Genomic DNA, 21,973 nt, shown 5'->3' on the forward strand with positions numbered 1-21,973 from the left:
AGTCAAATCTTGCGTAAGTCCTATTTTTACTTCATTTACCTGCAATACGCTGTAATTATACTCTTGTCAGTGTTTGTGTAAAATAACTGACTGGAAAACTAGCCGCAAGCCCCTGGCTTTAGACGTGGAAAGGTTCAACTATGGCACTAAAACGCTTTATTATCGAAATGGGCATGGGTGTAGACCAGCACGGACAGGAACCGACGGTAGCAGCAGCAAGGGCGGTGAGAAATGCGATCGCTCACAATGCCTTACTCGGTATTATGGAAGTAGTCGGTTTAAAAGACCCCAATGACATGATTGTAGAAGTCAAGGTAGCCGTACCTTACCCCGAACAAGTACGGGAAGCAGAGGTATTAGCTGTCCTTCCCTTCGGTCGCAAATCTCTAACAGTAGAAGCTGGGGGAATGGTAATTGATGGGTTAGCGATCGCTTCCCTCAACGATAAAAATGACCAAATGTTGATAGCAGTTGCAGCAGTGACAGTTTTAGTTGAAACAGCAGAACCGAGAAACTAAGTAAGTCGGCGGGAAAAAACCGAAGTATGTAACAAAAAGTAAATTCACCAAAACCCTCTTCCCCGTTCCCCGTTAAGAGTTCCCTGTTCCCTTGTCATAACGACAATTTTTAACGCCCACTTACTTAATCAACCATGTTTTGATTTTCAGTTTGTACCTCATTCACTTGCAATCTGCTGTAAGCTTTTCAACTTTCCATGTGTATTTTCTGCGCTAAACTAAATTTATTGGGATTTATATGAGACATCTGGTGAAAAAGTAAAGACGTTTCATGGAACGTCTCTACCAGGGTTTCAGGTAAGGCATATTTACACATACAGCAGGAGTCAGGAGTCAGGAGTAAAACTGGCTTTGTGTATAGGTTTCAATTTAGATTCTCTACCTCATTGATCTGCAATCTGCTGTATTTATTTCTCACCAGATGTTTATCGAGATTTAATGGGATCATCTCTGGCAGTAAGTTCAATAAACCAACTACTTCCATCACTACAGAGCAATGTCTCAAGAGCCTAAAAAATCACTCCAAATTCAGGAAATTATCGGACTAAAACCGCAACACTTTGCCGATTTAATCAGAACTGCACAATTAGTTTTTGACCCCTGTGCGGGACTGTCTGGCAGAAATCTAAAAGTTGATTGGGAAGACTTTGGGATTCCGCGCGATGTAGCGGATAATCTCAGAGAAATTGGCCAAGAATATCAGTATGCTTCTCCTTACATTCCCCCTGAAGTAGTTTGGGGTAAGTTAACCACTGAATCACGGATTTGGTTCATTGAAAATAAAGATAGTTTGTGGCGGTTTGAAGAAATTTTCCCTGCACTTGACGAAGACTAGAAAGCTTGATCATTCTCAGCAATATAGGGTAAAGGGTAAAGGTTTTTTCGTTTCACCTTACCCCTTCCCCTGGAATCGAAACCCGCCAGATTGAATACAGTGCTACTTCCTGACAAAATCAATCCCCCAGTAATTTATAATTTCGGAGTAACTTTGTATTTTCAGCAGTCAGTAATTCCTGCAAACTATCTACCTCATTCAATATATCGAGTTCCTGCGTGTATGCTTCTTTTAAAATTGACAGATATTTCTCCCGATTTTTTTCATCCTTAGCCTGTTTGAGCATATAAATTGCCATATTAATACTAGAAAGGGGATTGCGTAAGTCCTGGGAGAATTTCTCTAACAAGTTTCCTCGAATTTGTGCAAGTTGCTGGGAGTTTTGCAATTCAGTTCGATTCTTTTTTATTTCCTGTTGGAGTATTTCTGTATTCTGAGATTCTTTCAGATATGCTTGATTTGAAATTGAATGTCTCTCCAAACGTGCTTTGACTGCTTGTAAAATTTCAAACGGCTCAAACGGTTTGGTAATGTAATCATCAGCCCCCAACCCCATACCTTGACGGAAATCATTGCGATCTGCTTTAGCGGTGAGGAAAATTAGGGGAATATCAGCAGTCTTAGGTTCTTGTCGTAGTTCTGTTAACACTTCATAGCCATTTAACCCTGGCATCATAATGTCACAGAGAATCAAATCCGGGTTTTTTCTTTTAGCTAATTGCAAGCCGATAATGCCGTCTTCAGCAACAATAACAGAGAAATCTGCTAGTTCTAAAATTTCTTGGAGATTAGACAGAATTTGAGTTTCGTCTTCAATCACTAGAATTAAGCTCATAATTGAGAGGCAACCTATATAGAGACTTATCTATCAGTATTGTTGACTAATTCCGGCAAATAAATCACAGATTGTAAGGGAATTGTCACAATATTTACAATAACAGTTGTTCCCATTCCCATTTCGCTATTCACAGCGATTGATCCGTCGTGCAATTGCTGGAGTAGCACAAGTTAGTTTCCAAGGACAAGGTATTGTTAAGTTTTTGAGAGTTTATAGACAAATGTTCCCAAATATAGACTTCTGCACTAAAATAATTGTGGAAGTCGGTAAAAACTATGAAGTTATCAGATTACGCTAAATCAATAGGTGTTAGCTATAAAACAGCTTGGCGAATGTGGCAACGTGGTGAGCTTAATGCAACTCAATTGCCGACTGGGACTGTCATAGTTAAATTTAATGTTCCTACTAATAAGGGTGTTGTAATTTATGCCAGGGTTAGCAGTAGTGAAAATAAATCTAATTTAGAAAGTCAAGCTCAAAGGCTTGAAGACTATTGCACCGCAAAAGGTTATCAAATTGTTAGAGTAGTTAAGGAAGTTGGTAGCGGTGTAAATGATAACCGACGTAAGTTAATAGATTTACTCAATCAAGATGACTATTCGTTAATTGTTTGTGAGCATAAAGACAGGTTATCTAGGGTTGGGTTTAACTATCTAAAAGTGCTTCTTAATCAGTTAGGTAGAGATATTGAAGTAGTTAATTTAGCGACAGAAAGGACAGATGATCTGATGCACGATTTTGTCTCCATAATCACTTCTTTCTGTGCAAGGCTTTATTCAATTAGACGACGTACTCGTAAAACTGAATGCCTGATTAAATGCTTGCAGGAAGACGAATGCAGATAGTTGACAAACACATAACAGCAGGAGTCACTCGATTTTGGATTGACGATTTTTCCATCCTGAACAACCCAGACCTATACCAATTTTTTTTAATCTAAAATCTAATATCTAAAATTCCCGGTCAGGAGTCAGGAGTAAAATCCTTTTTTAGTGGGAGTTTCATTATCAATTGATGTCCTAACCACCCTGTCCATGGCTATAGAATATGCCATACAGGGACAAATGAAGGGTTAGTAACTGAATGCAGCAAGAGCTAGATCGCCTACTTCAAAGTAATGAAAGCTACCGCCCCTTTGTAGATAAAATAACTCTGGTGCTGCGAGGGTATAAAATTAGTTTAGCGATCGCCTGAGTGCAGACCAAAAACAGAGACACCTAGAGACTATCCAAGAAACTATCAATCACATGACTCAACTTCTTGATGACGTACTAATGATTAACCGCACCGAATCTGAAAATATGGAATTTAAACCAGAAGCCGCAGATATTATTGGCTTCTGTCGCCATCTCCCAGAGGAAATAGCAACTATAGTCAAAATTCCTTTTCAAATATAGCAGGAATCAGAAGTCAGGAGTTAAAATCTTGTGCTATATGGCTTCTTCCGTAAATAGGTGATAATTAAAAATAATCAATCACCAATCACTAATGACCAATTACTAATTACCAATCGCAAGGACGAGACTGTGGAGAATTTACCTAAAAATAGCACCATTTTAGTAGTTGATGACAATCCGGTTAATTTAAAAGTTCTTGGTCATACATTGAACGCCGCAGGTTACACAGTCCAAATGGAACTAAATGGGCTAAATGTCATCCAAAAAGTTTATGACAGTAGTCCCAATTTAATCCTGCTAGATATTATGTTGCCTGATATTAGCGGATTTGAAATTTGTGAGCAGCTTCAAGCCGATCCTCTTACCCAAGGTATCCCTATAATTTTTATGACGGCTCTGACTGATACTATGGATAAGGTGAAAGGTTTTAGTTTAGGTGCTGTAGACTATATAACTAAACCATTTCAAAAAGAGGAACTACTAGCTCGTGTACGTACTCATTTACATTTACAGAAGTTAATTACATCTTTAGAACTGCAAAACCAGGAACTCAGACAACTTACACAACGGAATGAGGACTTAGAAAATAGAGTTGCGGAACGGACAGCAGAATTAAAAGAAGCACTAGAAAAGGAAAAGGAATTAAGCCAATTAAAATCGCGGTTTATTACCATGGCATCCCACGAGTTTCGTACACCTTTAGCCATTATTTCCTCATCATCGGGTATTTTACAAAAGTTTAGCGATCGCCTCAGTGAAGAAAGAAAACAGGAACATCTACAAACAATCCAAAGCACCATCAAGCATATAACTCAAATCCTTGATGATGTATTGATGATTAACCGCGCCGAAGCCGAGAAGATAGAATTACACTTAGAAGCATTAGATATCATCCCGTTCTGTCGTCATCTCAAAGAGGAAATAGAAACTAGTATTAGCGAACATAAAATTAATTTCTCTTTAGAATTAGGCGAGGAAATTTCTAACAATTCTCTGATTGTTCAGTTCGATCAAAAACTGTTACGGCAAATTCTCACCAATATCCTTACTAATGCTATTAAGTATTCTCCTGATCACAATGTAATTAATTTTAGTTTGACTCAAGAAAATAATCAAATTATATTTAAAATTAGCGATCGCGGCCTTGGTATTCCTGAAGCAGATCAAGCTAATCTATTTGCACCTTTTCATCGAGCATCTAACGTCGGTACGATTTCTGGAACTGGGTTAGGGTTGGCCATAGTCAAAAAATGTCTAGATTTGCACAAAGGGGAAATTAGCGTAGATAGTCGAGTGGGAGAGGGAACAACATTTACAGTTAGGATTCCTTTTTTAAGAAGATAAAAATCTGACCCTACTGCGGCAGCACAATCTTAATAATGGTTTGTTTTTCAGGTACGCTCTCAATGCTAAACTCTCCTCCGTGCAGTTCCACTAACCTCTTAGCAATTGATAATCCCAGACCAGAACCTTGTTGTTCATACATTTTCCGTTCAAATTGGACATAAGCCCCAACCTTAGTAATTTGCTCATTGGTTAGTCCCCGACCGTGATCAATCACATACAAGTTAAAGGTATTTTTACTGCTATGCCCTATGATTTTTACAGGTGTATTGGGCTGGGAAAATTTAAAAGCATTATCAATTATTTCTTCAGCTATTTTACTGAGCTTGGTTGAAGAAATTTTGACTATGGCATCTGATATTTCTATACTTAAATCAGCCGACCTATTTGCATTTTGAGCAATTTTTACAGCTAGATTTTCCACCACTGACTGCACGAAAGTTTTCGCCCCGTTATTCCTCAGAGCCACAATTCTTTCTGGGTTAGATACTAATAACTCCAGGTCTGCATACATGAGGAAATTAACAGTCAGTCTATGCAGCCTTAGAGCCGCTTGATGAATTGATTCTACCATTTCTAAATTTTCACGGGAAAGGTTTTCCTCCTCAAGAATCAATAAATTTGATAGTCCTAGAATATGATTGAGAGGAGTATTGATTTCATGGGGGAGTGAATGACTGATAGAACTGCTTAAATCATTTAATTTTTGTTGAGTTTGTTCGTCAGCTATTGCTTGTTTATCCAATCGAGTAGTGATGGCTTGTAGTAATTCATCAGGACGAAAAGGCTTGGTTAGGTAATCATCTGCACCCAGTTCCATCCCTCTACGTAAATCTGACCATTCCGATTTAGCAGTTAAGAAAATTAAAGGAATTGTGGCAGTAGAACTATCCTGACGGAGTTGAGTTAATACACTATAGCCATCTAACTCAGGCATCATCAAATCACAAAGAATCAAATCAGGATGCTTATCTTTAGCCAATTGCAAACCCTTTAACCCATTTTCTGCAACTATCGCCTCAAAGTCTGATAATTCCAATATTTCTCGGATATTGTTTCTGATTTGAGCTTCATCTTCAATAATGAGAATTGTATTCATATAGATTTGGGTGAAATTTCAGATGGCTTTTTTAGTTAATCTTGATACCCTATTATCACCAATTCCCAGTTCTTTGCGCTTCGTGATAAATGAGGAATAGTTACTTAATATAATTTAGCTGATCATACTGTCTAGTGAGTAGAGCCTTACCGTAGATATACTGAACTAGCTCCGTAGGTTGAAGAGATTGAAGTTAAGAGGGAACAGGGAACGGGCAACAGGGAACAGGGGAATCCCCATAATTAAAATTAGGGGCTTTAAACCCTACATTCGGGGCTAATTCTTTTTCCTGTTAAGAGGGTGTTTGAAAAGTATTAGATGAAACCAATAATCTTCAGCAACCTAACCCCCATTCCCTCGTAGGGAAGGGGGGTTTCAAAGTCTCTCCCCGCGTCGGGGAGAGTTTTGGAGAGGGGTTTATTTATACATTCAAAACTTTTAAAACATCCTCTAAGAGTTCCCGCCCCGAAGGGGCTTGGTAAAGTCTTGGAAATTTAATTCTTGTACAGTTACGTTACGTGATGATTTTAATGATCTTAACCCGGAATGGGGCTAAAGATAATGGAATTAATGACTAATATAATATCTGACAGAAAATGCTTATGAGAATTTCGGCTTTGAGGTTTTTGCTAACTTCTCTGTGGTTAATAGTTGGCTTTGTAGCTGCGAATTTGAACAATAGGAGTACGGTTTTAGCGGAAGCGCCCCCGGAAGTTTCTCAATTAATTAATGGTAAACAAATTACTGTCAATAAATCTGAGTTTGGGGTGAGGATAGTTGATTCTCAGGGTAAAGCTAATTTTTTTCCCACAACTAAAGTGCCACTGAAAAAAGGTGATGCTTATGGTTGGCGAATTAAACTGCAAAATTACCGGGGTAAAGTCAAATGGAGGGAAGTGCTGCGTTTACCAAAAACCCCAGAAACTTGGGCTACACAGGAGAAAGATGAGAATTTTTCTTTATCTGCTGATGGAACTACAGCCATCACAAAACGCACCCAAACAGTTACAAATGGTGTGATTGAGAATTTTTGGAAAATAGCTCCTGGTGATCCTCTTGGTAAACATAGAATAGAGGTCTATATTGATGACCGTCTAATTGCAATTTTTGAATTTGAAACCGTGGAATTTTAGGCACAGGAAGCAGAAACTAGGAAGTGAACTACCTACACCAACCTGACGGTACAGTGTAGGCTTCCCAATTCATTTTCATGAGTTGCTGTTTAAGGTAAAAAGCTGGTAATTTTAGGTTATTAAAGAAGTCTGAATCGTGAAAATATTCAAACTTCTTCAATTATCAGGCTTTTATTCTTCCTCTAATTCAATTTCTTCTTCTTCTTCTTCTCCATTTACTTTAGTAACAGAGTTAGCAGAAACCACAGCCCCTTTATCTAGCTTTTCACGTACCTGCTCTTCAATTTTGGCAGCAAATTCTGGTTTTTCTTCTAGATATTTGATAGCGTTGTCTCGACCTTGGGAAATGTTGTCACCGTTATAACTGTACCAAGCACCTTTACGCAGGAGGACACCTGTTTCTTCTGCTAAGTCAACTAGACAACCCAGGGTGGAAACTCCCTTACCAAAGATAATGTCAAATTCCGCAATTCTAAAAGGTGGTGCTACTTTATTTTTTGCTACCTTCACCTTCACGCGATTACCAAATTCATCAGTGCCTTTTTTCAAGGTTTGAATCCGACGAATATCTAGACGCACGGAAGCGTAAAATTTCAACGCATTACCGCCAGTTGTGGTTTCTGGACTACCGTAGGTGACACCGATTTTTTGCCGCAATTGGTTAATAAAAATTACTGTGCAACCTGATTTACCAATATTACCTGTAATTTTACGTAATGCTTGGCTCATTAATCTGGCTTGTAAACCAACGTGGATATCACCCATATCGCCTTCTATTTCGGCGCGGGGTACTAGTGCTGCTACGGAGTCAATGACGACAATATCAACTGCGGCAGAACGCACAAGTTGATCAACAATTTCTAAACCTGCTTCACCTGTGTCAGGTTGGGAAACGAGCAAATTTTCAATATCTACACCTAGTGCGGCGGCGTAGGTGGGGTCTAGGGCGTGTTCAGCATCAACAAAGGCAGCAATACCGCCTCCTTTCTGCACTTCTGCGATCGCGTGAAGTGCTACTGTAGTTTTACCAGAACTTTCCGGTCCATAAATCTCAATTACCCTTCCCTTGGGTAGACCACCACCCAAGGCTAAATCCAAAGTCAGCGCCCCAGTGGAAATCGTCTCTACACGCATCCGGGTTGCGTCACCCAAACGCATGATTGCTCCTTTACCAAAGCTGCGCTCAATCTGGTTGAGTACCATATTCAGTGCTTTTTGCTTGCCAGAAGTATCTGCTGTGTTGGTTGCCATTAGAGCCTCTAAATATAGGATTTAAGGAAGTTTGCGTTGGGAGCTTGATTAGAACAGATATACTATTTTAACCGGAAAATGTGCGATTGGTACTTTTGGGAAAAAAGTTTTGGAGTAGGTGACAGGTGACAGGTGACAGGTGACAGGAGTCAGGAGAAATGAAAATTGTAACTTTTGCCTCTTCCTATTCCCTGTTCCCTGTTCCCTGTTCCCTGTTCCCTGTTCCCTGTGATTTAATACTGAGGAACAGAAGGATCTACTTCTTGACTCCAAGCATTAATCCCACCTTTGACATTTGTTCCCACAATACCCGCTTCCTTGAGGATAGCAAGAGCTTTGGCAGAACGTCCGCCCATCTTACAATGAGCAATCAAGCGGTGTCCGTTGAGTAATTCCTTCACCTGAGCAACACCGTCACCATTTTCAATATCTGGTAAAGGTACTAATACAGAACCGGGAATTTTGGCAATTTCATACTCATGGGGGTTGCGTACATCCAGCAGTACAAAATCTTTGGCATCACTATCCAGTAATGCTTTCAATTCCTTAACTGTCATTTCTTGAACTTCCATCTGCTGTTTCGCTTCTTCTGCTTTTGCTTGGGGAATACCACAGAATTCTTCGTAGTCAATCAGTTTTTCGATGACTGGACGGATGGGGTTAGGACGCAGTTTCAACTCCCGGAATTTCATATCCAAAGCGTTGTAAAGCATCAATCTACCACTGAGGGTATTACCTTGGCCAATAATAATTTTGACTGTTTCCGTCGCTTGGATAACGCCAATAATTCCCGGTAAAATACCCAGTACACCACCTTCTGCACAAGAAGGAACCATTCCTGGTGGTGGTGGTTCGGGATACAAGTCACGATAGTTAGGACCACCTTCGTAGTTAAATACGGTTGCTTGTCCTTCAAAACGGAAGATAGAACCGTAAACGTTGGGTTTGTCTAACAATACGCAAGCGTCGTTAACTAAATACCGAGTGGGGAAGTTATCAGTTCCATCCACAACGATATCGTAAGGACGAATGATATCTAAGGCGTTTTCGGAACTTATCCGAGTTTCGTATAAATCAACCTGACAATGGGGGTTAATTTCGTGAATACGGTTTTTTGCGGATTCTATCTTGGGTTTACCTACCCAGGATGTCCCATGAATAACCTGACGTTGTAAATTTGAGGTATCAACAACATCAAAATCAACAATACCGATGCGGCCAATACCTGCTGCTGCTAAATATAACAGCAATGGTGAACCCAGTCCACCTGTACCGATACACAATACACTGGCAGCTTTGAGGCGTTTTTGCCCCTCTAGTCCCACTTCTGGCAAAATCAAGTGGCGGGAGTAGCGTTCATAGTCGTCTTTGGTCAACTGGATTTCATCCAGATTGGGATTTAGCATAGTAGTAAGATGCAGAATCTCAGAGTATTAATGTTAACTTAAAGTTGCTAAATTTATACGTTCAATGGTTTCCGATTGAAATTGGTGGTTGTCGTCAAGACTCCAGCTTTGCAGTTCACAAGCTTTACCATTTTGCACGGATACTATCACATAAGAGTATTCTGGCCAAGCATATAGGCGATCGCATTCTGAAGGTATAGCGGGATAATCGGGATGGGAGTGATAAATACCAATGATATTCAGATTGCGGTTTCTGGCTTCTCTCTGCGTTTGTAATAGGACTTGGGGCGCGATCGCATATCTCCGTGTGCTAATATATCCTTCCTGGTCTTCTGTAAAATTAGCTGCTTCTGTATTCCACACATTTTCTGTAGGTATGACTTCTACTACAGTTTTAGATTCACTACTTATATAGCCCAGTATTAGCCCACAGCATTCGTCTGGGTAGGTTTTTTGGGCGTGGTTTTTGATAATTTGGAGATGATTTGTATTAAATTGGAGATTCATTTAGATTTTTAACCGTAGATGAACGCAGATAGACGCAGATGAAGAGGATGATTTGATTTATAGTTATAGGGTAAGAATTCAGGTGAAGTGATAAGATCCCCGACTTCTGAGATCAATTTATCATTTATGGAAATAATAAATAAAATAAGTCGGGGATCTGGGTATCAATTGCTATAGCTGAATACTTAGGTTATAGGTTACGAACTACTCTTTTAAATCCTACTTTTACTAACAGCAAATGCACTACCCATAATCTTTTCTGTAATATCATTTAAATCCCATCTGCGTTTATCTGCATTTATCTGCGTTTAAAAATTACTCAATTTAAATTTTCTATTATTATTAGGACTTACGCAAGATTGAACTCAAAACCTGATTCTTGCGTAGGGGTAATTCATGAATTACCCCTACTTCCGTTCTGTTTTGCGTAAGTCCTGATTATATTATTATAATAATAGACCCAAATATAATCTAAAAGCTAAACTTAATTATACCATTATCTAAATGAATTTATTATAGATGTCTATATAAAAAATCTCCCATCAACTTTAAAGAAGAAAGGAGATGGGTAAGGATCAATTTAAAAATCTAACTTTACCAGTGTCAATATCGTAAAAAGCGCCAACAATTTTCAATCTACCTGCGCGGATTAATTTAGCTAAAACTGCTGAATTTCTCAACAATTTTTCAGTTTGGAATTGAATGTTGGTAATGACAGCATTTTCATCATCATTAATATCACTTGTTCTGTCTTGATTTTGATCTAAAGTCGGTTTAATGCCATCAACAACAGTAGCAATTTTTCCCGAAACTGCTTCATTTTTCATAGCTGCTGAAACTGCACCACATCTTTTATGACCCAAAACTACAATTAGTTGTGTACCCAAAGCAGCGGTAGAATATTCTAAACTGCCTATAGCTTCATCACTAGCAATATTACCGGCTACACGCACAACAAATAAATCCCCAAGTCCTTGATCAAAAACCATCTCTGGTGGTACACGAGAATCAGCACATCCTAATATTGCTGCATAAGGATACTGTGTTTTAGCAACAGATTGTAACCGTCTTTTTGATTGATTGGGATTTTGAGGATTTTGATTATAAAATCTTCTATTTCCCTCTACTAATCTTCTTTGGGCTTCATTTGCACTAACTGGGTTAGGATTAGGATTATTTTCAGGAATTGTGATTGTTTCTCGATTCGTAATTATGCCATTACAGGCAGTAATACCACCAATACTAAAGGTGGTTAAACCTGCGAATTTTAAGAAGTTACGACGACCTACAAAACCGTTAATTCTACTCATAAGTCTACCTGACAACTTCTATATAGCTGCTAGGAAGATATCAGATTTAATAATAATGTAAGAGTTCCTAATTACACGGTTTAAGGCTTATTTAATCTTTTGCTGAAAATAAGGTCAAATTATTGACAAATTGAATTTATAATCTTACCTCATTTCACTCTTGCATTCTTCTTTGCGCCTCTGCGCCTCTGCGTGAGAAAAAATATCTTTAATGTCTTTTTCCTGCACCTAAATATAATTCTCCCACCTTGGGATCATTTAATAATTGTCTACCAGGTCCAGACATCGCATCACGTCCCGATTCTAAAACGTAACCTGTATCAGCCATTTCCAAAGCTTTCCGGGCATTTTGTTCTACTAAAACAATAGCAGTACCCGCTTGATTAATTTGTTTAATTTGTTCAAATACTTGCGTTACCAAAATAGGAGATAAAGCCGCAGAAGGTTCATCTAAAAGTAGTAGACTTGGTTCTAACATCAAAGCTTTACCCATGGCTAACATTTGACGTTCTCCACCAGATAGTGTACCAGCACGTTGACGACGGCGATCGCTCAATCTCGGAAACATGGTAAATATCTTATCTTTCAAGGGTTTGAGGGTAACATTCCGCACAAACGCCCCCATTTCTAAATTTTCTTCTATTGTTAACGAAGGGAAAACGTTAGCTATTTGGGGAACATAACACATTCCTCTCTCCACAATTTGATTTGATTTTAAACCTGTAATATTTTCCCCTTTAAAAGTAATAGTACCTGTGTGGGGTGTCAAAAGTCCAAAAATTGTTTTTGCTAAAGTAGATTTACCAGCACCGTTAGGACCAATTACAGTCACTAATTCTCCTACTGCAACTCGGAAATTTATACCCTGCAAGATATCTACATCTTTAATATATCCAGCATGGACATTTTCAACTTCTAATAAATAGTTATTGGTCATTAGTTATTAGTTATTAGTTATTAGTTATTAGCAATAGGGAACAGGGAACAGGGAACAGGGAACAGGGAACTCTTAACAGGGAACAGGGAACAGGGAACAGGGAATAAGTAAAAATGATTTACTGTCACCTGTCACCTGTCACCTGTCACCTATCCACCTAATCTGCTATTTTTTGCAATTCAGGGCGTTCTTCTGGCAAAATAGCCCCTTCTACTGGGCAAACTTGTAAACAGATGCCACAGTCAATACAGGTAGCAAAGTCAATCCAGTACCAATCGGTTCCTTTGACGTTTTTGCCTGGACCGTCATGAATGCAAGCTACAGGACAAGCTGCTACGCAGTCAGCAACGCCTTCACAAACTTCTGTCACAATTGTATGTGGCATTTTCTGAATCCCCTCTCTTTATTGAATCAGCAGTTTCTAGCGTAACAATTTGTAATATTACCTGTTAACGGACTGCTTCAATTGTGGGTGTACCATCGGAGTTAATCCAAGCGATTTCGGTGATAGAGCGATCGCGTGCATAGTTCCGAATCGCCTCTGCATCCCTTCCCCCTAAATCCATTTCTACCCGCACTAAATTGGTAGAATCTCGCAATTTTTGGGCGTAAGCAAAGGCAGCAGCATCAGCATTTCTGCTTTCTGGTACTACCAACCAGTTACTTGCTGGGATAGTTTGCGGTAATTGCTGAGTAGATGCCAGAAGTTGGTATAAATCATCAATACTCAATTCAAAGCCAATGCCGGGAATATTTTCCCCTTGGGGATGATATAGCCCTAAAAGTTGGTCATAACGACCACCACGACCTAAAACCTGCGCCTGACCATCAGTATCACTGACTACTTCAAACACAATTCCTGTATAGTAGTCAATGGTTTGAATCAAACTCAGGTCAAGAATTAAGGAAAATTTACCTTCTGATTCTAATAACTCGACCAGAGATTTGAGATTATTTACCGCTTCTTGCTGATCCGCATCTAAATCTAAACTGCTGATTTTTTGCAGCACATCGGCACTATTCCCACGCAAATCTAGCATGATTCTAGCGCGTTGATGCAGTTCTTCATTCAGATCCAAAGTATCTAGAGTTACACGATCCAAATTAGCGATCGCATTTCTCACCTTACTTCTGATATTAGTAGGAAAAGCATCAAGCAAGGATTTGGTAATTCCGGCTTCACCTAAAATCAGATGCCATCCGCGCAAATCTAAAGCTTCTAAACAATTGGCTACCAACAACAGCACTTCCGTATTTGCCAGTAACCCACCCGATCCTAGCAACTCCACTCCAGCCTGATAATACTCTTGCTGACGATTATGGCGCTTTTCCCAGTTGCGGCGAAATACATTAGCATTGTAATATAAGCGTTGAGGATAGGTTGCTTCCGCCATGCGAGTAACTACAGTCCGAGCGATGGAAGCGGTTAGTTCTGGACGTAAGCCCAATTCTTCCTCTTGCCCATTTTGCAATTGAATTACCTTATGACGCTGAATCGCTTCACCAGCCATGAGCGTATCCATCCGTTCCAAAGTTGAGGTGATAATCCTGTGATATCCCCAACGGTGAAAAACTTGTTGTAACCTATCTTCAATCCAGCGTTTTTGAGCCACATCTAAGGGTAATAAATCCCTAGCTCCCGCTGCTGGTTGATACACCATTATTTTTTCTTCCCACCAAACAAACCACCAAACAAACCACCACTTCCAGACTTATCTGGTTGTGTATCTCCATTATCAGCAGATTTCTTCACCTGATTCGTAACGGATTGATTCCCTAAAACTTTATCAACTTTAGGTTTCCATTCCAATGCTAATTCGTCATTTGGATTTAATTTCAGTGCGTTGTCAAAGTGAATTTTAGCCATTTTTAGCTGACTTTGGCGTAAATATACGATTGCCATCAAGCTATGGCAGCGGCTATTTTTCGGCTCTAGCTTCAAGGCCTCCTGTAATTCTACTTTGGCCTGGGCAAATTGCTCATTGTCAATCAGAGTTTGAGCGCGACGCTGGTACTGGTCTACCACGGATTCTTCTTTTGGTCTTGCTGGTAACGGTGTTATTGTGGTAGTAGTAGGCGTTTGAATAGATTGGGATGCGGTTACTAACCGCCCTGCACGCCGCATCAAGTAAACTAAATTTAATTCGCTAATTTGGGCAATGAATTGGGATACCTGTTGCAAATCAACAAATTGAGTTTCGGAAATTTTAGCTAATTCTTGTTTATACAATAGGTCAAGATTGGGAGCGATCGCTAATTGCTTGCCCACATCAGTTGTGAGTACCACCTCCACTGATTCTTGTGCTAGACGCTTGCCTATTTGCGACAAAATCAAAATATATTCAGCACGATTACGTTCTACAGACAGTTTTTCATAAGCAGGATTAACCAACTTAGATAATAATTCAGTTGCTATATCTTTGTTAGGATCGTTGATAACAGCGGCGCTATCTGGGTGCAAGCGACGGGCAATTTTGAGATAGCGTTTGCGTACTTCCCCAGCATTAGCATCAACCGGAACACCCAAAACTGCGTGATGATCTATAAAATCATATTTGAATAATCCGCCATCTATTTTTAAAGACATATAAGATATGTTGCACCCAAGCAGCAATTTTTTATAGTTTACCCTGTCAGTAATATTGGGATAACAGTTATTAGCAATTTTCCCATGTTACCAAGCTGACAAAGGTCGAACTTGCATTAGTTCCTGACTGAGAATGTTATGAATATAACCATTAGTAGCCAGGATTTTCCCGGAATCGATTTGTAAATCACTGCCATTATAAGCTGTGACTATACCACCTGCTTCCTGCACTAGAATTATACCAGCTGCAACATCCCAAGGTGCAATCCCTCTTTCCCAATATCCATCAACACGGCCACAAGCAACATAAGCTAAGTCTAGAGAAGCGGAACCGCCACGCCTAACACCTTGGGTAAGATGGGTAAGATGACAAAATTCTGCGTAGTTGTTGTCAGAAGTTTCCCTGCGGTCATAAGCAAATCCAGATGTTAATAAGCTTTTACTTAATTCCGCAGTCTTAGAGACCTTAATAGGTCGGCGGTTGCGTGTTGCACCCAAACCAGCAGCAGCCCGGAATAGTTCGTTATGGAAAGGGTCATAAATTACACCAACTTGTGGTACACCCTGAATAAACAAACCAATGGAAACTGCAAAACAGGGATATTGATGGGCGTAGTTAGTTGTACCATCTAAAGGATCAATTGCCCAAAGGTATTCACTGGCTTGATTTCCTAGTTTTCCCGATTCTTCTGCAAGGATAGAATGTTGGGGAAAATGGCGGTTTAAGATTTCTAAAATTACCTTTTCCGAAGCTTTATCAGCTGCGGTGACTAAATCACCAGGTCGTCCTTTTTCGGTAATCGCATCTTCTACTTTACCTAAATAATCTTGCAAAATTACACCAGCAGCTAGGGCAGCTTCGGTAGCTATATCTAGAAAAATTTGTAAATTAGTCATTGGTAAGGAGGCAGGAGGCAAGAGGCAAGAGGCAGTAGGCAGTAGACAGAAGGCAGGAGGCAAGAGACAGAAGGCAGGAAGTAATATATTATTCTCCCCAGTTCCCAGTTCCCAGTCCCCAGTCACCTGTTCATCCGGCGAAATTCACCGGGAGTTAGACGCATGGGTTTTTCTGGGTTCCAGATGCCTTTGCCCATGAGTCTAGCCCAATGTTGGGCATTTTCTAAGCGATCATTATATTTGTGATTAGGCGATCGCCCTACAAATAGAGCATACCCTTGTTTGAGGACTTGTTCATTCAAAAACATCTGATCTTTCCACACATAAGCCAAAGTCCGTCCAAATTTGTCCTTGGCTTCTAGGTCAAACTCTAACTTGACAGATTTTTCACCCTCACCAATCAAGTTTTCCATCAGTTCTTTGCCATTATCTCCCCAAGGACGCTGACGCAAATCTGGAGCATCTAAACCAATTAAGCGGACTTGGGAAATTAAATTTGGTTGTTGTCCCATACCCAGCACTTCTAAGGTTTGTCCGCTGACCACCCGTGCTACTTTTACCTCAGCAGTCATGTTTATCGGCTGATTTTCGGCTTGACAACTGACCAACAACAACAAACAGGATAAGATTGTCATTTTTTGCGCCAAGATGCCCAAATGGGGTACTAAAGCGGCTATTTTACCCTGTAAGTATCTGCACCCTGGTACAATTTTCATTTTTGTCCTCTAATCTTCATCTAAGGGTAAACCCGCTTTGACTTTGCCCTTACCAAAAAAGCGCCCAAACTGAAGTTCATAAACTTCATCTTCGTCTTGTGTTTCTACTTCTAAGTCAGAACGGGCATAACTCACACACAACAAAGCGTAACCTTGACGGCGTAACTCTGGCGATAGTCCAATGGCTTCCGGTTGGTAAATTTCTCCTGACAGCACCCTGACAGCGCAAGCTGTGCAAGCCCCATTTCGGCAAGAAAACGGTAGTTCTATGCCATTATGTTCCGCTGTGTGCAGGATATAGCGGTCTTCTGGAACTTCCAGGCTGTATGATACGCCTGTTTGGCGGTTGTGAACTTTGATTGTGTGGGTCTGAACCATCTTGATTTTTGCTTGGGAATTTGGGATTTTTATTCATTGTAAAAATATCTTGTGAAATATTTGCATTTTTTGCAGTTTCGTTTTATTATTGAAATTCATGGCACCTGGAGAGGTGGCCGAGTGGTTGAAGGCGCAGACCTGGAAAGTCTGTTATGCAGAAATGTATACGAGGGTTCGAATCCCTCCCTCTCCGTTTCTGAAGCAAGTTTTGATATTTAAGTTGACCCAGATTGGTAAAAGCCGTCTGGGTTAATTTTTTATTAGGTAAAAGTTAGGACGGAATTAAACGCTAAAAGTGGCAAAAATTACCTGATTAACGTAATTTATCGGGCTGATATTAGTATAATTATGAGAAAATTAGAAATAACAGCCCAGTGATATGTCGGACACATCCAATTTTAAAATTACTATTGCTTTTACCGATTCAGAATTAGACGACGAAGAAAAAAATAAAGAAGTGCAGAAGCTACTGACTCAAATGCAGAAGCTAGATGATGTGATAGAAGACGTTAACCGAGTTATTGACTCCAACCCACCAAAACTAAACAAAGCTGGAGGAGGTTTTTTACCCGGACTGCTAACAGCGCAAGTGAACCCAGCCAACTTTTTGAAATTGTTTGGATTTTTGGCAGAACGTTTGGGTAACAAACCAATTAAACTCAATGTTAAAGCCCCAGATGGCCGAGAAATCAACTTAGAAGCCAGCAGTAAAGAAGAATTTGAGTTTGCTTGGCAAAAAGCACAAGATTTTATTAACAACAAATAAGGCTGGACAATGGCGAAAATTGCACTGCTGATAGGGGTAAGTGAATATCAACCAGGCTTGAATCAACTGGCTGGGTCTGTAAAAGATGTGGAAGCAATGCAGCGAGTTTTACAGCATCCAGAAATGGGCGGTTTTGCTGAAAGTGAAATTATAGTCATGCAAAATCCCCAACGACAGCATATGGAAAATGCTATTGAAAAGCTTTTTGATAACCGTAAAAAAGATGATTTATTATTGCTTTATTTCTCTGGTCATGGGATTACAGATGATACTGGCAAGTTATATCTAACTAATAGCCAAACTCGTAAATATGACAATGGCAATTTAGTCAAAACTACTGCTACTCCTGCCAGTTTGATACATGAATTCATGGAAAATAGTCGTTCTCAGCGACAGGTAATTATTCTGGATGCTTGCTTTAGTGGTGCTTTTGCCGAAGGTATGAAAGCAAAAGATGATGGTAATGTCGATATTAATCAGCAATTGGGAGGAAAAGGTAGGGCGGTTTTGACTTCTTCCTCTTCTAGCCAATATTCCTTTGAACAAGAAGGAGAAGAATTATCAATTTATACTCGTTACCTTGTTGAAGGTATTAAAATAGGAGCGGCGGATACTGATAACGATGGCAATATATCAGTTGATGAATTGCATGAATATGCCTCCAAAAAAGTGCAGGAAGCAGCACCAGCAATGAGTCCAAAGATTTATGCTGTTGAAGAAGGATTCAAAATTAAGGTAGCAAAAGCACCTCTTGGCGATCCAAAATTGAAATATCGTAAGGAAGTAGAAAAATATTTACGTGATGGTAAAATTTCCAGTATTGGTAGTCGAATTTTAAAACGTTATCAAAATCAATTGGGTTTATCAGATGATGAGGTTAAACAAATACAGGATGAAGTTTTAGAGCCTTATCGTATATATCAAGCTAACCTGAAAGAGTACGAAGAAGCTGTTCAAGAGGCTTTGGAGTATGAATCAACTCTTAGCCAATTGACACAAAATGAGTTAAAACACTTTCAGCAACTTTTACAACTCAGAGATGAGGATGTAGAACCAATTAACAAGAAGTTAATATCATTTTCATCACTTATTGATGAGGAAGTTAAGGAAAGTGAAAATAAATTCTCCCAAGAAAAGCAAACATTTTCAATTGTAGAAAATATAACCATTCCCAGTAGTGAAGATGACCTTAGCTCAGAAAAAGAAATAGACTATACTAAACTGCGTGACCTACTCAAAGCAGGTAGCTGGAAAGAGGCAGACTATGAAACCTATATGGTAATGCTCCAGGCTGTAGGTCGCAAGGAAGGTGACTTGAGGAAAGAAGAACGATTAAACTTTCCTAGCACTGACCTATACACAATTGATAGACTGTGGACAAAGTACAGCAACGGAAATTTTGGCTTCAGTGTTCAGAAAAAAATTTTATTGCGTATCGGTGGTAAAAGTGACGGCAATTATCAGAAAGGAGCCTGGGAACAATTTAGTATTGAAGTTAGATGGAAAGTGAATAAGGATTGGATTTTTTACGGTGATCTAAGTTTTGATACTAGTATGCCTGTGGGACATTTACCTAGAAGGGTGTTTTCTGGGACTTCTTACGGAAGATATACAGGACTTTATCTTCTCTCACATAGAGATTTGTAAACTTTAAATCTAAGGATTTACGAAATATGACTGAAAATAGAATCAAAGAAATTATTTTCTTAGTTGAAGAAGAAGATGATGAAGGAGGTTATATTGCTAAAGCTATTAATCAATCAATTTTTACTCAAGCTGATAGTCTTCAAGAACTGCGAGAATTAATTAAAGATGCTGTTCATTGTCATTATCCTGATGAACAAAATCGTCCTCAATATCAATACAATACCTTGTCCATTTTTTGTAGGTTGGGTTAAGCGACAGCGCAACCCGACGCATTTGTTGGGTTTCGTCCCTCAACCCAACCTACAAATCAAGATTTTTTTCAATTTAGACAAGGTATTGCAATATGCTAAGTAAGTCGGTGGGAAAAAACCGAAGTATGTAACAAAAAGTAAATTCACCAAAACCCTCTTCCCCGTTCCCCGTTAAGAGTTCCCTGTTCCCTTGTCATAACGACAATTTTTAACGCCCACTTACTTAAACAACCTTCATGTGTAGAAATTATCATTTCAGAAGAGTTATTAGATCAGATTTTACGAGTGTCTAAACGTTTATATAATAAAGATTGGGGTAGTCAGATTGTTGCTCAAATTTGGCAGCAATTACAAGTTATCTATGTAAATTTTACCGCTGATGAATGGCTAAAGATAGAAGAATCAGGATTAATTCCTCGTGAAGATATTGGCGTTTATTTAACTGCAAGTAAGGGTGAAACTAAATGTTTTGTTTCTGCTAATTATAAACTAATTCGTTGTTTAGTCCAAGAAAAAAAAGAGTTTGAATGTTTAACTCCTCAAGAATTTGTGGATAAGTATTTGGAATAAATTTTTATTTTTCACCAATAAACTCAATAAATTGAAATACAGCATCATATTGATCAGGAATAGCTAAAAACCGCAATAATAACTCCTTATCCAAATCTGGGAAAAACTGACTTCGGTTCACTTCCTCATATTCAAAAACAGCATTTAAACTAAAAATTTGGATTTTATTATTTCTCCAAAACCAAACTTCTGGAACTCGCTTAGGTTTATACAATTCAGTTCTCTTAATTGTGCCACTACTAACTATAATTTCAATCACAATATCAGGAACTTCTTTATTAGTACCAATACAATAAGACTCATCCGGTGTTCCCGAAGCATAACCAGATTCTTCTAAAGTAAAACCACCCCTACCATAAAACCGAATCCCCTTATGTCTCATGTACGCTTCTAATAAATAGGAAAGCGTTTTTTTCACATATTCATGTTTATCACCAATAGGAGACATTATTTCTAGCACCCCTGCTAAATATGCTAATTTTACAGCATGATTTTCTTCTAACTGCACCTCAATTGTTTTAAACTGCTGCCAAGAAACACCAGGTACAGTTACCAGTTTTTCTTCTTCCTGTTCTAAAAGTGGAACTGTCATAGAAAAAACCGCCATACTTTTTACTTAATTATACTCTATTGTAGTAGGTTGAGTTAAACGAAGATACACCAAATTAACTTCTTGATAATGTTAAGATGAAGAAAAACTATCTAAAAATATGACTAACCAAATTACAATCACTCTACCAGATCACGTTTACCAAAAAGCTGAACACTTCGCACGTTTAGCAAACCTTGAACCTGTATCAGCACTTTCTGAGCAGCAAGTTTTGGCTTTGACAGAATTACAAATGAAACCTGAAGAAGATAGCCGTTTGAGTGAATTGCTAGACAGACAACAAGCTAGTATTCTCACAGAATCAGAACATTCTGAATTACAAGCACTAATGCAAATTTATCAGGAAGGGCTTTTACGAAAAGCTACTGCATTGAGTGAAGCTGTAAAACGTGGATTAATTAAAGAGTTAGGTGCGTGAGTTCTAGGAGAGAAAAAATGAGCCTTTCAATTGAGCGTGTTTTAAGTGAAATTGAACAATTGACTCTAGTAGAACAAATGCAAGTATTAGAGCATTTAGTTAAGCAGATGAAGCAATCTGTGGAAGCCGTTGCAGTAACTCAAAAGCCTAAGTATAAAGTAACTAATTTTTATGGTATAGCTCCCAATTTACTAGAAGGAATGGATGCCCAGGAATGGGTAAATCAGTTGCGGGATGAGTGGGAAGAACGCGAAGTATGGGCTGAAGTTACCGGATGCTTTACAGGTAGCAACTGCTATTGCTGCTGGTTGTGAGGCGTTTTTGACGAATGATGTGGCTTTAAAACGGGTAACGGATTTGCGAGTTTTGCCCTTGGTTGAGTTGGAGGTTTAGAAAATGATGAGCAAATCTACTCCTTCATAAATATTCCCGTGACTCTAAATATCCAACACATCAACCAGACCGAAATTCTAAATTATCCGAAAATCAGCTAAAATTGCACAGTGTGATAAAAAACCGATTATCCAAATATAACTATAATTTTACCCAGTCATCCCC

At 39.1% G+C, this 21,973-nt stretch carries 26 protein-coding genes, 1 tRNA gene and 1 pseudogene; 14 read left to right on the plus strand and 14 right to left on the minus strand.

The window, feature by feature from the left end:
- Positions 1 to 140: 140 nt before the first annotated feature.
- Both H6G06_RS12915 and H6G06_RS12920 read left to right on the plus strand, forming a co-directional pair.
- Positions 141 to 518, plus strand: a complete 378-nt coding sequence (locus tag H6G06_RS12915; protein ID WP_190560671.1) for a Lin0512 family protein — start codon at positions 141 to 143, stop codon at positions 516 to 518.
- A gap of 496 nt (positions 519 to 1,014) precedes the next feature.
- Positions 1,015 to 1,353: a hypothetical protein gene (locus H6G06_RS12920; RefSeq protein WP_190560673.1), complete on the plus strand. Its 339-nt coding sequence runs from the start codon at positions 1,015 to 1,017 to the stop codon at positions 1,351 to 1,353.
- A gap of 118 nt (positions 1,354 to 1,471) precedes the next feature.
- Here H6G06_RS12920 and H6G06_RS12925 read toward each other — a convergent pair whose 3' ends face one another.
- Positions 1,472 to 2,188: an ATP-binding response regulator gene (locus H6G06_RS12925; protein WP_190560674.1), complete on the minus strand. Its 717-nt coding sequence runs from the start codon at positions 2,186 to 2,188 to the stop codon at positions 1,472 to 1,474.
- A 278-nt stretch (positions 2,189 to 2,466) separates the two neighbouring features.
- Between H6G06_RS12925 and H6G06_RS12930 the strand changes: the two genes are divergently transcribed.
- The 3 genes from H6G06_RS12930 to H6G06_RS27995 all read left to right on the plus strand — a co-directional run bounded on the left by H6G06_RS12930 (position 2,467) and on the right by H6G06_RS27995 (position 4,932).
- On the plus strand, positions 2,467 to 3,036 hold the full coding sequence (locus H6G06_RS12930; RefSeq protein WP_190560676.1) for an IS607 family transposase: 570 nt from the start codon (positions 2,467 to 2,469) through the stop codon (positions 3,034 to 3,036).
- A gap of 402 nt (positions 3,037 to 3,438) precedes the next feature.
- Positions 3,439 to 3,588: a hypothetical protein gene (locus H6G06_RS12935; RefSeq protein ID WP_190560678.1), complete on the plus strand. Its 150-nt coding sequence runs from the start codon at positions 3,439 to 3,441 to the stop codon at positions 3,586 to 3,588.
- 57 nt (positions 3,589 to 3,645) lie between these two features.
- Positions 3,646 to 4,932: an ATP-binding protein gene (locus H6G06_RS27995; RefSeq protein WP_190560679.1), complete on the plus strand. Its 1,287-nt coding sequence runs from the start codon at positions 3,646 to 3,648 to the stop codon at positions 4,930 to 4,932.
- 10 nt (positions 4,933 to 4,942) lie between these two features.
- Here the strand turns inward: H6G06_RS27995 and H6G06_RS12945 are convergent, their stop codons facing one another.
- Positions 4,943 to 6,031, minus strand: a complete 1,089-nt coding sequence (locus H6G06_RS12945; protein ID WP_190560681.1) for a hybrid sensor histidine kinase/response regulator — start codon at positions 6,029 to 6,031, stop codon at positions 4,943 to 4,945.
- A 602-nt stretch (positions 6,032 to 6,633) separates the two neighbouring features.
- Here H6G06_RS12945 and H6G06_RS12950 point away from each other — a divergent pair.
- Positions 6,634 to 7,164 carry a hypothetical protein gene (locus H6G06_RS12950; protein ID WP_190560948.1) on the plus strand — a complete coding sequence of 177 codons (531 nt, stop codon included), beginning with the start codon at positions 6,634 to 6,636 and terminating at the stop codon, positions 7,162 to 7,164.
- 171 nt (positions 7,165 to 7,335) lie between these two features.
- On the opposite strand, the gene recA is transcribed toward H6G06_RS12950, so the two are convergent.
- The 11 genes from recA to H6G06_RS13005 all read right to left on the minus strand — a co-directional run bounded on the left by recA (position 7,336) and on the right by H6G06_RS13005 (position 17,153).
- Positions 7,336 to 8,415, minus strand: a complete 1,080-nt coding sequence (gene recA / locus H6G06_RS12955; protein ID WP_190560683.1) for a recombinase RecA — start codon at positions 8,413 to 8,415, stop codon at positions 7,336 to 7,338.
- A 233-nt stretch (positions 8,416 to 8,648) separates the two neighbouring features.
- Positions 8,649 to 9,821 (minus strand): molybdopterin-synthase adenylyltransferase MoeB, encoded by a 1,173-nt coding sequence (moeB, locus tag H6G06_RS12960; protein WP_190560685.1) that lies wholly within the window; start codon positions 9,819 to 9,821, stop codon positions 8,649 to 8,651.
- 33 nt (positions 9,822 to 9,854) lie between these two features.
- Positions 9,855 to 10,328, minus strand: a complete 474-nt coding sequence (locus tag H6G06_RS12965; RefSeq protein ID WP_190560687.1) for a M67 family metallopeptidase — start codon at positions 10,326 to 10,328, stop codon at positions 9,855 to 9,857.
- Positions 10,329 to 10,903: 575 nt separating this feature from the next.
- Positions 10,904 to 11,638, minus strand: coding sequence for a carbonic anhydrase (locus tag H6G06_RS12970; protein ID WP_190560689.1), 735 nt, complete (start codon positions 11,636 to 11,638; stop codon positions 10,904 to 10,906).
- A 208-nt stretch (positions 11,639 to 11,846) separates the two neighbouring features.
- The gene (locus H6G06_RS12975; RefSeq protein WP_190560691.1) at positions 11,847 to 12,575 is read right to left on the minus strand and encodes an ABC transporter ATP-binding protein; all 729 of its coding nucleotides are present in this window, start codon (positions 12,573 to 12,575) and stop codon (positions 11,847 to 11,849) included.
- 157 nt (positions 12,576 to 12,732) lie between these two features.
- Positions 12,733 to 12,960 carry an indolepyruvate ferredoxin oxidoreductase subunit alpha gene (locus H6G06_RS12980; RefSeq protein ID WP_190560693.1) on the minus strand — a complete coding sequence of 76 codons (228 nt, stop codon included), beginning with the start codon at positions 12,958 to 12,960 and terminating at the stop codon, positions 12,733 to 12,735.
- Positions 12,961 to 13,024: 64 nt separating this feature from the next.
- Positions 13,025 to 14,236: an ATP phosphoribosyltransferase regulatory subunit gene (locus H6G06_RS12985; protein ID WP_190560695.1), complete on the minus strand. Its 1,212-nt coding sequence runs from the start codon at positions 14,234 to 14,236 to the stop codon at positions 13,025 to 13,027.
- The gene (locus H6G06_RS12990) at positions 14,236 to 15,162 is read right to left on the minus strand and encodes a J domain-containing protein (RefSeq protein ID WP_190560697.1); all 927 of its coding nucleotides are present in this window, start codon (positions 15,160 to 15,162) and stop codon (positions 14,236 to 14,238) included. The genes H6G06_RS12985 and H6G06_RS12990 overlap by 1 nt, the downstream gene beginning before the upstream one ends.
- An 87-nt stretch (positions 15,163 to 15,249) precedes the next feature.
- Positions 15,250 to 16,059, minus strand: a complete 810-nt coding sequence (locus tag H6G06_RS12995; protein WP_190560699.1) for an inositol monophosphatase family protein — start codon at positions 16,057 to 16,059, stop codon at positions 15,250 to 15,252.
- A 122-nt stretch (positions 16,060 to 16,181) separates the two neighbouring features.
- Positions 16,182 to 16,775: a thermonuclease family protein gene (locus H6G06_RS13000; RefSeq protein ID WP_190560701.1), complete on the minus strand. Its 594-nt coding sequence runs from the start codon at positions 16,773 to 16,775 to the stop codon at positions 16,182 to 16,184.
- Positions 16,776 to 16,784: 9 nt separating this feature from the next.
- Positions 16,785 to 17,153 carry a 2Fe-2S iron-sulfur cluster-binding protein gene (locus H6G06_RS13005; RefSeq protein ID WP_190560703.1) on the minus strand — a complete coding sequence of 123 codons (369 nt, stop codon included), beginning with the start codon at positions 17,151 to 17,153 and terminating at the stop codon, positions 16,785 to 16,787.
- Between the two features lie 106 nt (positions 17,154 to 17,259).
- On the opposite strand from H6G06_RS13005, the gene H6G06_RS13010 reads away from it, so the two are divergent.
- The 5 genes from H6G06_RS13010 to H6G06_RS13035 all read left to right on the plus strand — a co-directional run bounded on the left by H6G06_RS13010 (position 17,260) and on the right by H6G06_RS13035 (position 20,387).
- Positions 17,260 to 17,346, plus strand: a tRNA-Ser gene (locus H6G06_RS13010).
- A gap of 186 nt (positions 17,347 to 17,532) precedes the next feature.
- Positions 17,533 to 17,919 carry a hypothetical protein gene (locus H6G06_RS13015; RefSeq protein WP_190560705.1) on the plus strand — a complete coding sequence of 129 codons (387 nt, stop codon included), beginning with the start codon at positions 17,533 to 17,535 and terminating at the stop codon, positions 17,917 to 17,919.
- A gap of 9 nt (positions 17,920 to 17,928) precedes the next feature.
- Positions 17,929 to 19,566, plus strand: a complete 1,638-nt coding sequence (locus H6G06_RS13020; RefSeq protein WP_242039685.1) for a caspase, EACC1-associated type — start codon at positions 17,929 to 17,931, stop codon at positions 19,564 to 19,566.
- A 26-nt stretch (positions 19,567 to 19,592) separates the two neighbouring features.
- On the plus strand, positions 19,593 to 19,817 hold the full coding sequence (locus tag H6G06_RS13030; RefSeq protein WP_199306683.1) for a 2-oxoisovalerate dehydrogenase E1 subunit beta: 225 nt from the start codon (positions 19,593 to 19,595) through the stop codon (positions 19,815 to 19,817).
- 285 nt (positions 19,818 to 20,102) lie between these two features.
- Positions 20,103 to 20,387 (plus strand): PIN domain-containing protein, encoded by a 285-nt coding sequence (locus tag H6G06_RS13035; protein ID WP_190560707.1) that lies wholly within the window; start codon positions 20,103 to 20,105, stop codon positions 20,385 to 20,387.
- Positions 20,388 to 20,391: 4 nt separating this feature from the next.
- On the opposite strand, the gene H6G06_RS13040 is transcribed toward H6G06_RS13035, so the two are convergent.
- Positions 20,392 to 20,994, minus strand: coding sequence for a Uma2 family endonuclease (locus H6G06_RS13040; RefSeq protein ID WP_242039686.1), 603 nt, complete (start codon positions 20,992 to 20,994; stop codon positions 20,392 to 20,394).
- Positions 20,995 to 21,097: 103 nt separating this feature from the next.
- Between H6G06_RS13040 and H6G06_RS13045 the strand changes: the two genes are divergently transcribed.
- From H6G06_RS13045 to H6G06_RS27420, 3 genes and pseudogenes are all read left to right on the plus strand, one after another.
- The gene (locus tag H6G06_RS13045; RefSeq protein WP_190560709.1) at positions 21,098 to 21,415 is read left to right on the plus strand and encodes a hypothetical protein; all 318 of its coding nucleotides are present in this window, start codon (positions 21,098 to 21,100) and stop codon (positions 21,413 to 21,415) included.
- A gap of 17 nt (positions 21,416 to 21,432) precedes the next feature.
- Positions 21,433 to 21,729, plus strand: coding sequence for a hypothetical protein (locus H6G06_RS13050; RefSeq protein ID WP_190560711.1), 297 nt, complete (start codon positions 21,433 to 21,435; stop codon positions 21,727 to 21,729).
- A pseudogene (locus tag H6G06_RS27420) lies at positions 21,668 to 21,808 on the plus strand (type II toxin-antitoxin system VapC family toxin); the annotation flags it as partial. The gene H6G06_RS13050 and the pseudogene H6G06_RS27420, both read left to right, overlap by 62 nt.
- Positions 21,809 to 21,973 lie beyond the last annotated feature (165 nt).

The sequence above is a fragment of the Anabaena sphaerica FACHB-251 genome, assembly GCF_014696825.1.
In the GTDB taxonomy this organism is placed as follows: Bacteria; Cyanobacteriota; Cyanobacteriia; order Cyanobacteriales; family Nostocaceae; genus RDYJ01.